Annotated in this window: 16 protein-coding genes and 1 tRNA gene; 5 read left to right on the top strand and 12 right to left on the bottom strand. The window is 66.2% G+C overall.

Going from position 1 to position 13,557, the window contains the following annotated elements; genetic code table 11:
- The 7 genes from LXE91_RS06075 to LXE91_RS06045 all read right to left on the bottom strand — a co-directional run bounded on the left by LXE91_RS06075 (nucleotide 1) and on the right by LXE91_RS06045 (nucleotide 3,867).
- A complete protein-coding gene (locus tag LXE91_RS06075; RefSeq protein WP_223274454.1) occupies nucleotides 1-651 on the bottom strand; it encodes a PspA/IM30 family protein in 651 nt (216 codons plus the stop codon).
- Nucleotides 652-768: 117 nt separating this feature from the next.
- The gene (locus tag LXE91_RS06070) at nucleotides 769-1,272 is read right to left on the bottom strand and encodes a hypothetical protein (protein WP_223274455.1); all 504 of its coding nucleotides are present in this window, start codon (nucleotides 1,270-1,272) and stop codon (nucleotides 769-771) included.
- A 136-nt stretch (nucleotides 1,273-1,408) separates the two neighbouring features.
- Nucleotides 1,409-1,484 (bottom strand) — tRNA-Ala (locus LXE91_RS06065).
- Nucleotides 1,485-1,550: 66 nt separating this feature from the next.
- Nucleotides 1,551-1,913, bottom strand: coding sequence for a c-type cytochrome (locus LXE91_RS06060; protein WP_039346766.1), 363 nt, complete (start codon nucleotides 1,911-1,913; stop codon nucleotides 1,551-1,553).
- The gene (locus LXE91_RS06055; protein WP_039346768.1) at nucleotides 1,910-2,710 is read right to left on the bottom strand and encodes a BON domain-containing protein; all 801 of its coding nucleotides are present in this window, start codon (nucleotides 2,708-2,710) and stop codon (nucleotides 1,910-1,912) included. The genes LXE91_RS06060 and LXE91_RS06055 overlap by 4 nt, the downstream gene beginning before the upstream one ends.
- 17 nt (nucleotides 2,711-2,727) lie before the next feature.
- Nucleotides 2,728-3,312 carry an SIS domain-containing protein gene (locus tag LXE91_RS06050; protein WP_039346770.1) on the bottom strand — a complete coding sequence of 195 codons (585 nt, stop codon included), beginning with the start codon at nucleotides 3,310-3,312 and terminating at the stop codon, nucleotides 2,728-2,730.
- A gap of 126 nt (nucleotides 3,313-3,438) precedes the next feature.
- Nucleotides 3,439-3,867 carry a YraN family protein gene (locus LXE91_RS06045; RefSeq protein ID WP_039346771.1) on the bottom strand — a complete coding sequence of 143 codons (429 nt, stop codon included), beginning with the start codon at nucleotides 3,865-3,867 and terminating at the stop codon, nucleotides 3,439-3,441.
- A 46-nt stretch (nucleotides 3,868-3,913) separates the two neighbouring features.
- Here LXE91_RS06045 and rsmI point away from each other — a divergent pair, with 46 nt between their 5' ends.
- On the top strand, nucleotides 3,914-4,795 hold the full coding sequence (gene rsmI, locus LXE91_RS06040; protein WP_039346773.1) for a 16S rRNA (cytidine(1402)-2'-O)-methyltransferase: 882 nt from the start codon (nucleotides 3,914-3,916) through the stop codon (nucleotides 4,793-4,795).
- A gap of 108 nt (nucleotides 4,796-4,903) precedes the next feature.
- Here rsmI and LXE91_RS06035 read toward each other — a convergent pair whose 3' ends face one another.
- Nucleotides 4,904-5,515 (bottom strand): septal ring lytic transglycosylase RlpA family protein, encoded by a 612-nt coding sequence (locus LXE91_RS06035; protein WP_039346774.1) that lies wholly within the window; start codon nucleotides 5,513-5,515, stop codon nucleotides 4,904-4,906.
- A gap of 657 nt (nucleotides 5,516-6,172) precedes the next feature.
- Here LXE91_RS06035 and LXE91_RS06030 point away from each other — a divergent pair.
- The 3 genes from LXE91_RS06030 (at nucleotide 6,173) to LXE91_RS06020 (ending at nucleotide 8,023) form a co-directional block, all read left to right on the top strand.
- Complete coding sequence (locus tag LXE91_RS06030; RefSeq protein WP_039346776.1) at nucleotides 6,173-6,817, top strand: MBL fold metallo-hydrolase; 645 nt, start codon at nucleotides 6,173-6,175, stop codon at nucleotides 6,815-6,817.
- The gene (locus LXE91_RS06025) at nucleotides 6,814-7,473 is read left to right on the top strand and encodes a 3'-5' exonuclease family protein (protein WP_039346779.1); all 660 of its coding nucleotides are present in this window, start codon (nucleotides 6,814-6,816) and stop codon (nucleotides 7,471-7,473) included. The genes LXE91_RS06030 and LXE91_RS06025 overlap by 4 nt, the downstream gene beginning before the upstream one ends.
- A gap of 79 nt (nucleotides 7,474-7,552) precedes the next feature.
- A complete protein-coding gene (locus LXE91_RS06020) occupies nucleotides 7,553-8,023 on the top strand; it encodes an Lrp/AsnC family transcriptional regulator (RefSeq protein ID WP_011882933.1) in 471 nt (156 codons plus the stop codon).
- A gap of 48 nt (nucleotides 8,024-8,071) precedes the next feature.
- On the opposite strand, the gene LXE91_RS06015 is transcribed toward LXE91_RS06020, so the two are convergent.
- From LXE91_RS06015 to LXE91_RS06005, 3 genes are all read right to left on the bottom strand, one after another.
- Complete coding sequence (locus tag LXE91_RS06015; RefSeq protein WP_039346781.1) at nucleotides 8,072-9,229, bottom strand: cation diffusion facilitator family transporter; 1,158 nt, start codon at nucleotides 9,227-9,229, stop codon at nucleotides 8,072-8,074.
- Nucleotides 9,230-9,471: 242 nt separating this feature from the next.
- Complete coding sequence (locus LXE91_RS06010) at nucleotides 9,472-9,765, bottom strand: H-NS histone family protein (RefSeq protein ID WP_006491875.1); 294 nt, start codon at nucleotides 9,763-9,765, stop codon at nucleotides 9,472-9,474.
- A gap of 365 nt (nucleotides 9,766-10,130) precedes the next feature.
- A complete protein-coding gene (locus LXE91_RS06005) occupies nucleotides 10,131-10,790 on the bottom strand; it encodes a HugZ family pyridoxamine 5'-phosphate oxidase (RefSeq protein WP_039346785.1) in 660 nt (219 codons plus the stop codon).
- Between the two features lie 249 nt (nucleotides 10,791-11,039).
- Between LXE91_RS06005 and LXE91_RS06000 the strand changes: the two genes are divergently transcribed.
- Nucleotides 11,040-12,257 (top strand): MFS transporter, encoded by a 1,218-nt coding sequence (locus LXE91_RS06000; RefSeq protein WP_171026822.1) that lies wholly within the window; start codon nucleotides 11,040-11,042, stop codon nucleotides 12,255-12,257.
- Between the two features lie 84 nt (nucleotides 12,258-12,341).
- Here LXE91_RS06000 and LXE91_RS05995 read toward each other — a convergent pair whose 3' ends face one another.
- Nucleotides 12,342-13,484 carry a branched-chain amino acid ABC transporter substrate-binding protein gene (locus LXE91_RS05995; protein WP_039346789.1) on the bottom strand — a complete coding sequence of 381 codons (1,143 nt, stop codon included), beginning with the start codon at nucleotides 13,482-13,484 and terminating at the stop codon, nucleotides 12,342-12,344.
- Nucleotides 13,485-13,557 lie beyond the last annotated feature (73 nt).

Here is a 13,557-nt window from a genome sequence, read left to right as displayed (position 1 = left end):
TCAAGACATGTCGTCCGCCAGCTTGCCAGATTGCGACTTCAGGCGGGCGACACGCTCCTCGATTCGCTGTTCCTTGTGCAGGGTTTCCAGACGATGCAACAGCGATGGATCGGCCGACGATGAACCGGTGCCCAACCCGACCGCTCCGGTCGCACCGGCCATCGTCCGGTTGAACCCCTGTTCGAGCTGCTCAGCTCTCGGATCGGCGCCCGCGAAGCCCGTTGCCTCTTCCGCCCGGCGCTCGCCGTCGCCTGGCACACGCGCCGCGATCAGTTCACGCAGCCCTGCTTCCATCTCCGCGCGTTTCGCGCGCAGCCCGAGCAGGTCCGCCTCGGCAGCCTGTGCGCGCTCGCTTGCGTCATGAAGCGATTGCTGCAGCACGCCGAGTTGATCCTCCAGCTCGATCTGCCGCTCCGCACCGGCACGCACAGCCGCATCGTCGTTGCGGGCCAGCGCGGTGCCCAGCAGGTCGTTCAGTCGTTCGATCTCGTTGTTGATGCGCGCGATCGCCTTGGCCGCCTGGTACCGCGCCGCTTCGTGCCGGCCGAGCGCCACCCGCGCCTGCGCGATCACATCGTCGAATTCGCGCAGGTACTGCTCGAGGATCGCTTGCGGCATGCGGCTTTCCAGCGAACCGATCAGCGCGTGCACGTTCGCGGTCATCAACCTTTTGACTCGGATACCGAAATGTTCTGTCGTCACGACTTGTCACTCCTTCTGGGATTCAGGTGGGCCGACCTGCCGCCTCGCACCGGGTTCGCGGGCATCTCACGAATGGGCCTGAGCCGGTTGAATGAGGTTCGCCAGCTCCTTGACCTCGTGCACGTACGGATCGAGCACGTCAGGATGATAGGCGGGAGGGTTGCCGGTCACGGCCAGGCGCAGCAGGCCGAGCAGCATGCGCATGCTCTTCGCGGTCAGCCGCGCCTCGAGCTCGCCAGCCGCCTCGCCGATCGGTTTGCCCGGCGGCGCAGCCGTCACGAGGCTGGCCATGAGTTCGGGGAGTTGCGCGGCGAGCAGCGTCACGATTTCCGAGCGGTGATGCGTCGCGTGCTCGTACGCGTCGATCGCATCCAGCACCGGCCGCACCTGCTCCCTGAACAGCGCGGCGCAGCGCACGAAGTCATGCGCGCCCTTGACGCGGCGGCGCGCGTCGGCGATCAGCGCGCGAATCTTGTCGCTCGGACTCGTCGCGTCGGGCAATTGCAGTTCGACCAGCCACGCGAGGTCGTCTTCCGGAATTCGTACCGATACGGTTTGCATGACGTCCATCCCTTCGAATCGATGACTCAAAGCATAGTGCGTCCGTATGCAAATGTATACGTTTGTATTTCGAGATAGATGCGCTGCTTCCGGGCGCCAAAAACAAAAAGGGCTCGATCTTGTGATCGAGCCCTTCGAATCCCGTTGGTGGAGCGGAGGAGGATCGAACTCCCGACCTTCGCATTGCGAACGCGACGCTCTCCCAGCTGAGCTACCGCCCCAACAGTCAACCATCATACACACGCATTTCTGCGCTTGGCAATAGGGGTTGAATCGCCCCTCGAACCTTACTTTGACGGCGCGCCAGCCAGCACCCATTCGACCACCGAACGCACGTCGGCGTCGCTCATGCGCGGGTGCGCGGGCATCGGAATGGCGCCCCAGACGCCGGAGCCGCCTTCCTTCACCTTCTTCGACAGCTTGGCCACGGCCTGCGGATCGGCCTTGTAGCGGGCGGCGATATCCTTGAACGACGGGCCGACGAGCTTGCGGTCCACCGCGTGGCAGCCCATGCACGCGTTGCCGCGCGCGACCTTCAGGCCGTCACCGACATCCGCGTGCGCGACGCCCAGCGTGCCAATCACGAGCGCCGCGACTGCGGCGCCCTGCACCATCCACTGTTTCATCTGCTTCATCTGCCTGTTCTTCATTGCGACGGGGCCTTCGGGTTGCCCGGGTGCACGTTCGACGAATTCGAGATCGGTGCGGGCGGCTGCAGCGGCGTGGACTGCACCGACGCGTCGGGCACGGCGCCCACCGTCGCGGTATCCGCCGGCGCGGCGACAGCCTGCGCGCCGGATGCGCCGCTTGCGGGCGATGCGTTCTGCAGCGCCTGCGCGTCCTGCGGCTTCACGTACTGGAACACCTTCACGACCTTCTCGACGCCCGGCACCTGGCTGGCGGCTTCCGCACCGCGATTGCCCTCGTCGACCGTCACGAGCCCCATCAGGTAAAGGTTGCCGCGTTCGCTGACGACCTTGTAGTAGTTCGCCGAGATGCCCTTCGTCGCGATCAGCTCGGACTTCACGCGTCCTTCGAGGTACGAGTCGTTCGCACGCGACGACAGCGACGACGCCGGCTCGACCGACAGCTCGTTGACGATGCCGTTCACGTTGTTGATGGCCCGCACGATTTCCTCGGCGCGCTGCTTCGATGCATTGTTCGGCACTTCACCCGTCAGCAGCACGCGGCGGTTGAACACCGTCACGTTCACGTGGGACTGGTCGGGCAGCCCGTTGTTGATCTGCGAGAGCGACTTGACCTGGATCTCGCGATCCTCCGTCTGCGCACCGAGCGTACGGCGATCGGTCGCGATCAGCGCGCCGCCGCCGGCCGCTGCGCCCACGACCCCGAGCACACAACCTTGCAGCGACACGGCGAGGCCCGCCGTCAACGCAGCGAGCAGCGTGGTTCTGACGAGCGTCTGTTTGACGCGGCTTTGATTCATCGACGGCTCTCCTTCGTTCAATCCTCACCCAGCAGCATCGCGTCGATGCCGTCGCACAGGCAGTGGATGGTCAGCAGATGGACTTCGTGGATGCGCGCCGCGCGAACGGCGGGCACGCTGATCGGAATATCGGTATCGGACAGCGCGGCGGCGACCGCATGGCCTTCGCCGCCCGTCAGCGCGACGACGGTCATCTCGCGCTCGTGCGCTTCGTCGATCGCCGCCAGCACGCGCGGCGACGCGCCGGCCGGATCGAGCACCAGCAGGATGTCGCCGGTCTGGCCGAGCACGCGCACCTGCTGCGCGAACAGCTGATCGGCGGACACCGCGCCCGCGAGGCCGCCCTGCGACGCATCGGTGGCCAGCGCGATCGCGGGCAGGCCCGGGCGCTCGCGCTCGAAGCCGCCGACGAGCGACACGGCGAGGTAATGCGCGGCGGCGGCCGACGGGCCGTCACCACACGCGACGATCTTGTTGCCGTTCGCCAGCGCGGCGAACATCGCATCGACCGCGGCTGCGATCGGCAGCGACAGCGCGTCGGCCGCTTCGGCGTGAAGCGCGGCGCTGTCGCGGAAATGTTGCTGAATACGTTCGACTGACATCGATTCCTGGTGAACTGGGCGCGCGGCACGCATCGCGCGACATCGTGGGTGCGGCGAGTTTACCGTACTCCGGCACCCTCTCCGGGGGTCCGGCAAGAACTCTTTACATCTCGTCACAGCTCGCGGCTACGCATCGTCGGCACGAAATGCGTCGCGCAACCACGCGAGCCGGCCGGCCTCGAACGCGACGACGTCGAAGCGGCACGCGGCGCCGGCGCCGTGCCGCGCCCAGAACTGGAGCGCGGCCGCCACCAGGCGACGCCGCTTGCGCCAGCCGACACTCGCGGCCGCGCCGCCATGCCGGACGCTGCGCCGCGCGCGCACCTCGACGAACACGAGCATGCCGTCGGGCTCGCGCATCACGAGATCGAGCTCGCCGCCGCGCATCGTCACGTTCGCGGCGATGAACACGAGGCCGCGGCGTTCGAGAAACTGCCGCGCACGGAGCTCGAACACCGCGCCGACCGGTTTGGATCGCGCCGCATCCGAAAAGTTGTCGCCGGCGCGTACCAAACCGCGCCCGCCGCCCGGCCGGGCCGGCGCCGCGTGGCACAATGCCGTCCTTGTTCCGCTTGCGCCGCGATTGCGCGCATTGCCTGCCATGACTGCCCTCCTCGAACTCGCCCGCACGCAGCACTACCCGGACGCCGCGCTCTACGTGGTCGCCACGCCGATCGGCAACACCGCCGACATCACGCTGCGCGCGCTGCACGTGCTCGGCCTCGCCGACCGCATCGCGGCCGAAGACACCCGCAACACGGGCCAGCTGCTCGCCCGCTACGGCATCTCGAAACCGCTCGTCGCCGTGCACGAGCACAACGAACGCGAAGCCGCGCAACGCGTGATCGAACTGCTGCGCGGCGGCGAACGCGTGGCCTATGTATCGGACGCCGGCACGCCCGGCATCTCGGACCCCGGCGCGCGGCTCGTCGACGCGGTGCGCGCAGCCGGCTTCGCGGTGATCCCGCTGCCGGGCGCGAGCGCGGCGGTGACCGCGCTGAGCGTGGCCGGCGACTGGGCCGGCGCGTTCACGTTCGCGGGCTTCCTCCCGCCGAAGGCGAAGCAACGCGCGACCGCGCTGCAGGCGCTGGTATCGCACCCGTATGCACTGGTGTTCTACGAAGCGCCGCACCGGATCGCCGAAACCGTCGCCGCACTCGCCGACGCATTCGGCTCCGCGCGCCGGCTGCTGATTGCGCGCGAGCTCACCAAGCTACACGAGCAGTTGTTCCAGGGCACCCTGGCCGAAGGACAGACCTGGCTCGCCGGCGATGCGAACCGGCAGCGCGGCGAGTTCGTGCTGGTGGTCGAGGGCGCACCGGCGACGAGCGGCGAAGCCGACGACACCGCGCACGACGCGCTGCTCAAGCTGCTGCTGGAAGAGGTGCCGGTGAAGAGCGCGGCCAGGCTCGCGGCCGCGCTGACGGGCGCGTCGCGCAGCACGCTCTATGCGCGTGCGCTCGTGCTGAAGGACGAAAGCTGACGCGCGAAGCGGCCGGCACCCGGAAGCCGGCGCCGGCATCGCGCTGCGCAGGAAAGACAAAGGGCTGCCCTGGGGCAGCCCTTTTGCATGAGCGGTCGAGCCGCTGCGTTACTTCGTCGAGACCGACGCGAACATTTGGTCGCGCGCCTCGCGCGCTTCCTGCGGCGACAGCCCTTCGATCTTCACGCGGCCCGTGCCGGCGTGCACAAGGCCGATCATCTTGGCAGCTGCATACGACAAGTCGAGCACGCGGCCGCGCTTGAACGGCCCGCGATCGTTGACCTTCACGACGACCCACTTGCCGCTCGACGCGTTCGTCACCTTGATGTAGGACGACAGCGGCAGCGTGCGGTGTGCGGCGGTGAGCGCGTTCATGTTGAAGCGCTCGCCGTTCGCGGTGCGGCGGCCGTGGAAATCCCGCCCGTACCACGATGCGCGGCCCGTCTGGCGGAAATCGGACACATCCTTGCCATCGATCGGCTCGGCGTCCGCCAGCGACGACTTCTTCGCGTCCTTGCTGTCGGCAGCCGGCATCGACGCCAGCGCGGAATCAAAACTGAGTTGCTGCTTGTCGTCGTCCGCTTTCGCGGCAGCGGCCGTCTTGTCGACCGCTTTCTTCTGGTTCGCGCTGCTGGTGGTCTGGCTGGGTGGCACCGCGCAGCCCGTCAGCGCAAAAAACAATGCAATGGTCCCGAATCGACTCGGAAAACGTAAATTCATCGACGTGTCGCCTTCTGGTTCGGACCGCTCCGTCGTCACGCCGATTCACAGCGCAGACATGCGGCCCGGACGGCAAATGCGTGCACGCCCCGCTCGGATGCGAGCAGGCGGCTTGCATGGGCGCGGCTTTCGTCTAGGCCGCAACCGTCCTGATTAGTTTTCACGTCTGGCGCAACCTGTCCCCAACAGCCTGACCAGACCCCACATGCCGCCATCGAACATGGCTCCACGTTCGCGCGCGTCGAAACGACCGACTCACAGGAACGGCGGCACAGGCCTCATCCGGCGGCGCGGCAGCAGGGCCGCAGACGGGCGCGCAGCACCCGGCCGGACAAGACGTGAGCACCGAATATTCGGTGCCGGATACACCGCCGGACTCCCCGGCGGCTGATGCTTGACGGTGCCTCCGACGCCCCTCCTTTAACGGGGCCGAAACACCAGCGAATTGCGTGAAATTCACGCTCAATGGGGCGCATTATACATAAACCAAAACGTCGTCTCGAAAAGCACCCCCGGCAGACCATTGATTCTCACTATGGGTGTAACAATCGACATGCTCCGGGAATGCCCGGAGGCGTCCACCGTGACGCACGTCGCGCGACCGGCAGGCGGCACGCGCGACCGGTACAATCGCTCCTTTTAGCCGCCGGTGCCTCCATGAAAGTCACGCTCATTCCGGTCACGCCGTTCCAGCAGAACTGCTCGCTGCTCGTTTGCGAGAAAACGGGCCGCGCCGCCGTCGTCGATCCGGGTGGCGATCTCGACCGGATCGAACAGGAAGTCGCGCGGCAGAACGTGCAGGTCGAGAAGGTGCTGCTCACGCACGGGCACATCGATCACTGCGCCGGCGCGAAGACGCTCGCGACGCACTACGGCGTGCCGATCGAGGGGCCGCAGGAAGAAGAGCGCTTCTGGATCGAGAAACTGCCGATGCAGAGCGAACGCTTCGGCTTTCCGGCCGCCGACACTTTCGAGCCCGATCGCTGGCTGAACGACGGCGACACCGTGCAGTTCGGCGACGAGACGCTCGAGGTCTATCACTGCCCGGGCCATACGCCCGGCCACGTCGTGTTCTTCAGCCGCGCGCATCGCGTCGCGATCGTCGGCGACGTGCTGTTCGCCGGCTCGATCGGTCGAACCGATTTCCCGCGCGGCAATCACGAGGATCTCGTCCGGTCGATCAAGGAGAAGCTGTGGCCGCTCGGCGACGACGTGACGTTCGTGCCGGGCCACGGCCCGGTGTCGACGTTCGGCGACGAGCGCCGCACGAACCCGTTCGTGTCCGACAAGGTGTTCGGATGAACCAGACCGCCATCCCGGAAATTTACGTCAGCACCGATGTCGAGGCCGACGGCCCGATTCCCGGCCCGCACTCGATGCTGAGCTTTGCCTCAGCCGCCTATACCGAGGACAAGCAGCTGATCGCGACGTTCTCGGCGAACCTCGAAACGCTGCCGGGCGCGCAGGCGCACCCGGTGCAGGAAGCGTGGTGGAAGACCGAGCCCGAAGCATGGGCCGCGTGCCGAAAGGATCTGCAGGCGCCCGAGGCGGCGCTGCTCGCGTACGTCGACTGGGTCGAGGCGCTGCCCGGCAAGCCGGTGTTCGTCGCGATGCCGGCCGGCTTCGATTTCACGTTCATGTTCTGGTACATGATGCGCTTCGCGGGACGCTGCCCGTTCTCGTGGTCGGCGCTCGACATCAAGACGCTCGCGTTCGCGATGACGGGCCTGCCGTACCGCAAGGCCATCAAGCCGCGGTTTCCGAAGCACTGGTTCGACGACCATCCGCACACGCACGTCGCGCTCGACGATGCGATCGAGCAAGGCGCGCTGTTCTGCAACATGCTTGCCGACCTGCGCCGCCAGCAGGCTGCGCTCGCCGGCCTCGCGGTGTCGGACACCGATCGGTCGGAAAACGCAGGCGCGGGACAAAATCCCACGGATCCACGAGCAAATTAGCGAATCTCGCTCAACAACGCGACGCCAGATTGCCTTTCCTTTCCCGGCCCTCTAACATTCAGCGTGTTGTAGCTGCCGCATGGAGGCGCAGGTGACGCTCGATTCCTTTTCGCAAAAAATCCTTCGCCTGTTGCAGCTCGACGCGCGCCGCTCGGTCCAGGAAATCTCGGACCAGGTCGGCCTGTCGAGCACGCCGTGCTGGCGCCGCATCAAGGACATGGAACAGTCGGGCGTGATCCAGCGCTACACGGCGCTTCTCGATCGCGAGAAGCTCGGCCTGCACGTCTGCGCGCTCGCGCACGTGCACCTGACCCGCCACAACGAAGGCGGCGTCGAGCAGTTCGAGCGCGAGATCTCGACCTGCCCGGAAGTCACCGAGTGCTACAGCACGACCGGCGAAGCCGATTACATCCTCAAGATCGTCGCGCCGGACATCAAGGCCTACGACGTGTTCCTCCACGAGCGCATCTTCAAGATCCCCGCCGTGTCGCAGGTGCGCACGAGCGTCGTGCTCCGCGAGATCAAGTTCGACACGCAACTGCCGCTGTAACGCGCCGGCACGCGCCGGCGGCCTTCCGTCCCGTGTGCCCGCGGCGGGTCACGCCTGCGCGGGCATCGTGCGCGTGAAGCCGATCCGGCGCGCGCCGAACTCGCGCTTCAGCGCGTCGGCGTCGAGCCGGCCGGCCAGCGCCGCGTCGGTGTCGTGCGTATCGCAGGCAAGCGTCACGTCGATCTCGAGCCCCGTACTCAGGTAATGCAGGTCGATGGCCGCCGCATGCAGCCCGCGCTGCGCGAGCGCGGCCTCGACCCGTGCCACGATCTCGCCGCGCGGCGGCAGCGCGAGCGCCGGACGGCGCGCCGCGTCGTTCTCGGGATCGACATGGATCAGCGCATCGAGCACGCGCGGGTCGGTCAGCACGCGCGCACGCGCGGTCTCGGCGATGTAGTGCCCTTCGGAGACGGAGATTTTCGGATCGACGAGGATGTGCGCGTCGACGAGCGCGGCATCGCCCATCTTGCGCGTGCGCAGGTCATGCACGTCGCGCACGCCCGGCGTCGCCGCGAGCAGCGCGCGGATCTCGGCGGTATCGGTCGTATCAAGCGCGCGATCGGAGAGGTCCTGCAACGCGTCATAGCCGAACGTCCAGCCCATGCGCGCGACCATGAAGCCGACGATCGCCGCCGCGATCGGGTCGAGCAGCCGCACGCCGGCCAGGCTGCCGACGATGCCGATCGCAACGACGAGCGACGATGCGGCGTCCGAACGCGCATGCCACGCGTTCGCGACGAGCAGCGCCGAGCGCACGCGCCGCGCTTCGCGCAGCATGTAGCGAAACAGCGCCTCCTTCGACACGAGCACCGTCAGCGCGACGAGCAACGCGGAAAAATGTACCGCCGGAATGTTTTCGAGATTAACGAGACGGTCGCCGGCCCGCCAGAGCATGCCGACGCCAACCGCAATCAGGATCGCGCCGAGAAACAGCGAGGCGACGGTCTCGTAGCGGCTGTGGCCGTAATTGTGGTCGGCATCCGGCGACGCGCCGCTATGCCGATTCGCAACCAGCACGACAAAATCCGAGATCAAATCGGAAATCGAATGCACGCCGTCGGCAATCAATGCCTGCGAATGCGCGATCACGCCGACGACGATCTGAAATGTCGCAAGCACGACATTCAGCACAATACTGACGAACGTGCTCTTGCGTGCAACCGCGTGCTTATCTGCGCTCTGCGCGTCGCCAGAAAACGTGGACATGAAATATGGGATATGGGTGTGCGGAAACCCGATTCTATCAAGTGCGCCCCGCGAACCCCGCCAATACCCACAAATTTCTTATTTAAATCAATCGCTTATGCGAACAGGTCGCATTTTCATTCACACCGGATCATTACACTTTCATGACAACACCATGTGACCGGCGACCGCTGAAAACAAAAAAGCCGCGCTCCTTGACGGACACGCGGCTCTTTTGAAGAGCAGGCTATTTAAACAGACGTTTAAATCGCAAACTGCTCGCGGTTCTTGCCTGCGATCCAGCGCGGCGGCTTGCCGCGGCCCGACCACGTCGCGCCCGTTTCCGGATCGCGATATTTCGCGGCAACGCCTGCGCGCGGACGGCCAACCTTACCTGCCTTCGCGCGGCTGAGACCGAGTTCGGCGAGCGAAAAGCCGTAGTCGGCAATTTTCTGCTTCACGTCATTCAGCACTTCAGCGTATTCACGCGACTTTGCTTCTTCGATTTGCTTCTCCAGCTTCTCCCGCTGGGCCAGCAGGTCCTTGTAAGAAGACATAGTTTCCCTTTCTATCTGACCAATGGCGCCGGTCTGCAGCCAGCTCACCATTCATGAAATATATGTGCCTCGGATTTTCGAAGGCAGAGATTAGCACAAAAAAGATTTGATAGAAGCGAGATTCATGAAAATCCCGAGATCAATTGAAATTCACACGTGTCATTTTGACCGGTCGCGGCCTTTTCTCAAATTTTTACGTTCCTACACAGAGATTAGGACATTAGCGATTGGCTATTAGGCCTATCAACATACGCAATTACCCTGCATTTGAAAAATAGAAGCTTTCATCGGACGACAGTTTTACGAAAATCGGATGGCGCGACTCGCTAAACGGGCAATGCGCGGACCGGCCGGTATCCGCGGCGTCACGTCACATCCCGCGCGCACGCGATCAGCCGCTCGTGTAATTCGCCCGCGCCGGCCAACGGCGTATCAAACGGTGTGCGCACGCGGCGGCCGTCATGCCGCCAGTCGGCGCCGTGGCGATCGACACCGAGCAATTCGAGCCCGTCGCGGCGCGCGGCGCCGGCATCGTACGCGTCCCATAACGCCTGTTCCTCGTCGAACGCGAGCGGCGGCAGCGCATCGAGATGCGTGCCGTCGACCCAGCCCATGCGCCCGAACCCTCCGATATAGCGCAGCCGTTCGACGTCGAGTGCCCAGAACGTGAAATCGCCGAGCGCGAGATAGCGCGCGGCATCCGGCTCATAACGGCAGTAGCGCGCGGTGACGTGCGGATCGTCGCCGAGCGGCACGAACCGGCCGAGCAGCGTCGCGCGCTCGGCGTTCAGCACGTCGCCGCCGGGTGCGTCGACGACGAGGAAGCCCGCGCGCGGATCGGCGGCCAGATTGCGCGTGTGCTCCGCGATGCCGCTCACGAGGATCACGGGACGATGGCTTGCATCGGGTGCAAACGGGACGACCGTCGGATACGGGAAACCCTGCGGATCGCGCGAATGGGTGGCGAGCGTGCCGAGCGCGCAGCGGTGCAGCAGATGCACGGCGAGAGCGGGATCGATGTTCAAGAGGACTCCTGCGGTCGAAGGGCGGCGCGCCGGGCACGCCATGCGCTCCGATGTTACTCGCGGGCGCGCCGCGCCGCGCATCGGCCGAACGGCCGAGGCAGTCGATGCGGCCGAACGCGGGTCACCGGCCAATCGCCGGATCACCGGCCGAACGGCCAACGCCCGGCAGGATCGTAAGCGGTTCGATAGAATCGGACGAATCCGAAGGGCGCCGCGTGCGTCCGTGCATTTCTTTTGATGAGCGTCATCGTGTCCGAATCCTCCTCCCCCGAATCGTCGTCCCCGTTCGCCGCGCCGCCCGACGCGCATCGCGTGCTGTCGCTACCGGCCCGCCAGCGGGCGCGCGCGGCGTCGATGGCGCTGTTCTTCGTCGCCGGCATGATGTTCGCGTCGTGGGGCGTGCACGTGCCGACCGTGCGCGACAAGTTCGCGCTGAACCCCGGGCTGCTGTCGATCGCGCTGTTCGCGGTCGCCGTCGGCTCGATCGCCGCGATGCTGACCATCGCGCGCTGGATCGCGCGGGTCGGCTCGCGCACCGCGTGCCTCGCGGGCGGGCTCGTGATGTCGGCCTGCGCGGCGCTGATCCTCGTCGTGCCGGATTACCCGATGCTGCTCGCCGTGCTCGCGCTGTTCGGCTTCTCGATGGCGACGCTCGACGTCGCGATGAACGCCGAGGCCAGCGCGGTCGAAATTGCGATCGGCAGGCCGATCATGTCGTCGCTGCACGGCATGTTCAGCATCGGCGGGATGGCGGGGGCGGCCGCCGGCGGCGCGCTGCTGTCGGCCGGCATGGCGCCGGCCGTGCATCTCGCGCTCGCGGCGGCGACCAGCGCGACGGTGCTCGTGGCCGCCAGCCCGGCCGTGCTGCCGCATGTGCCGCACCACGAGCACGCGCACGGCGGCGGCAACCGCTGGCGCTCGCCGGCGTTGTGGATGCTCGGCGGCATCGCGCTCGTCGCGCTGATCGCCGAAGGCGCGATGTACGACTGGGCGACGGTCTATATGCGCGACGTCGTCGTGGCGAGCCCCGCGCTCGCGAGCGCCGCCTATGCCGCGTTCTCGGGCGGGATGGCCATCGCGCGCTTCGCGGGCGACGCCGTGCGTGCCCGCTTCGGCGCACCGCAGCTCGTGTTCGCGAGCGCGTCGCTCGCCTGCGCGGGGATGATCGGCGCGCTGCTGCTGCCGTATCCGGCCACGGTGCTGACCGGCTTCACGCTGATGGGCATCGGCCTCGCGAACATGATGCCGGTGCTGTTCGCGGCCGCCGCGCGCGTGAAAGGCATCCATGCGGCCGAAGGGCTTGCGCACGTGGCCGGCCTCGCGTATTTCGGCATGCTGTTCGGTCCGGTCGTGATCGGCGCCGTCGCGCAAGCGTCGAACCTGACGATCGGCCTGTCCGTCGTCGCGCTGTGCGCGGCGCTCGTCGCGGCCGTCGCGCCGAAGGTGCTGGCGCGGCTGAAGATCTGACGGCGCGGCCGCGCCGGCCAAAAAGAAAGCGCGCATGCGTTGCCGCATGCGCGCTTTCACCCCTTCTGTTGACCGCTTGTATCGTTACATCTTCACTTCGTCGAGCAGCGACTTCTTGCCGCCCTTGTAGTTGTACAGCGAGATCACGCCGTGCTGGAGGTCGCCCTTCGAGTCGAAGGTCGTCGTACCGATCACGCCCGAGTAGTTCGTCGCCGGCATCGCGGCGAGGATCTTCGCCGGATCCGCCGAGTTCGCGCGCTTCATCGCATCGACGATGATGTACACGGCGTCATACGTGAACGGTGCGTAGATCTGGATCGGCTGGCCGAAGCGCTTCTCGTACTTCGCCTTGAACGCTGCGCCGCCCGACATCTTCTCGAGCGAAGCACCGGCTTCCGAGCACACCACGTTGTCGGTCGCGTCGCCGGCCAGGTCGGCCAGCTTTTCCGTGCACACGCCGTCGCCCGCGAAGATCTTCGCGCGCAGGCCGAGCTGCTTCGCCTGCTTCGCGAACGGGCCGCCCGTTGCGTCCATGCCGCCGTACATGATCGCGTCAGGATTCTCGCCCTTGATCTTGGTCAGAATCGCGCGGAAGTCGACCGCCTTGTCGTTCGTCGCGTCATGCGACACCACCTTCAGGCCGAGCGCCTTCGCCTTCTTCTCGAACTCGTTCGCGAGACCCTGGCCGTATGCGGTCGAATCGTCGACCACGGCCACGCTCTTGATGCCCTTCGAATGCGCGTAGTTCGCGAGTGCCGGGCCCTGCTGCGCATCGGTGGCCACCACGCGGTACGTGGTCTTGAAGCCCTGCTGCGTGTAGGCCGGGTTCGTCGCCGACGGCGAAATCTGCACGATGCCCGCATCGCTGTAGATCTTCGAGGCCGGGATCGACGTGCCCGAGTTCAGGTGGCCGACCACCGCGACGACCTTGTCGTCGACGAGCTTCTGCGCAACCTGCGTGGCCTGCCGCGGGTCGGCCGCGTCATCCTGCGGGTCGAGTTGCAGCGTGATTTTCTGGCCGCCGACCGTGAGACCCTTGGCGTTGATCTCTTCGACCGCGAGACGTGCGCCGTTTTCGTTGTCCTTGCCCAGGTGTGCAATGCCGCCCGTCAAGGGCGCGACGTGGCCGATCTTGACGACTTGATCGGCCGCTGCGTTGCCCGCAGCTGCAGCACACAACATCGCGGCCGCGGTGATCGGCAACAGCTTTTGCATCTTGATATTCATGTAAGTCTCCAGTTTCGGTCCCAATAAACGCCATCGCCCGGTGCCCCGCTGCCATCCCTGTGTTTGCAATCAC

The sequence above is a fragment of the Burkholderia contaminans genome (assembly GCF_029633825.1).
Lineage (GTDB): Bacteria > Pseudomonadota > Gammaproteobacteria > Burkholderiales > Burkholderiaceae > Burkholderia > Burkholderia contaminans.
Note: the sequence above shows the minus strand (reverse complement) of the source record. Positions and strands in the feature narration are given on the sequence as shown.

Excerpts from the sequence above, each read along its gene's own strand:
- LXE91_RS06070 (WP_223274455.1), bottom strand. The coding sequence starts at position 1,272 with ATGGACGTCATGCAAACCGTATCGGTACGAATTCCGGAAGACGACCTC.
- LXE91_RS06060 (WP_039346766.1), bottom strand. The coding sequence starts at position 1,913 with ATGAAGAACAGGCAGATGAAGCAGATGAAACAGTGGATGGTGCAGGGC.
- LXE91_RS06055 (WP_039346768.1), bottom strand. The coding sequence starts at position 2,710 with ATGAATCAAAGCCGCGTCAAACAGACGCTCGTCAGAACCACGCTGCTC.
- LXE91_RS06050 (WP_039346770.1), bottom strand. The coding sequence starts at position 3,312 with ATGTCAGTCGAACGTATTCAGCAACATTTCCGCGACAGCGCCGCGCTT.
- rsmI (WP_039346773.1), top strand. The coding sequence starts at position 3,914 with ATGACTGCCCTCCTCGAACTCGCCCGCACGCAGCACTACCCGGACGCC.
- LXE91_RS06035 (WP_039346774.1), bottom strand. The coding sequence starts at position 5,515 with ATGAATTTACGTTTTCCGAGTCGATTCGGGACCATTGCATTGTTTTTT.
- LXE91_RS06030 (WP_039346776.1), top strand. The coding sequence starts at position 6,173 with ATGAAAGTCACGCTCATTCCGGTCACGCCGTTCCAGCAGAACTGCTCG.
- LXE91_RS06025 (WP_039346779.1), top strand. The coding sequence starts at position 6,814 with ATGAACCAGACCGCCATCCCGGAAATTTACGTCAGCACCGATGTCGAG.
- LXE91_RS06020 (WP_011882933.1), top strand. The coding sequence starts at position 7,553 with ATGGAGGCGCAGGTGACGCTCGATTCCTTTTCGCAAAAAATCCTTCGC.
- LXE91_RS06015 (WP_039346781.1), bottom strand. The coding sequence starts at position 9,229 with ATGTCCACGTTTTCTGGCGACGCGCAGAGCGCAGATAAGCACGCGGTT.
- LXE91_RS06010 (WP_006491875.1), bottom strand. The coding sequence starts at position 9,765 with ATGTCTTCTTACAAGGACCTGCTGGCCCAGCGGGAGAAGCTGGAGAAG.
- LXE91_RS05995 (WP_039346789.1), bottom strand. The coding sequence starts at position 13,484 with ATGAATATCAAGATGCAAAAGCTGTTGCCGATCACCGCGGCCGCGATG.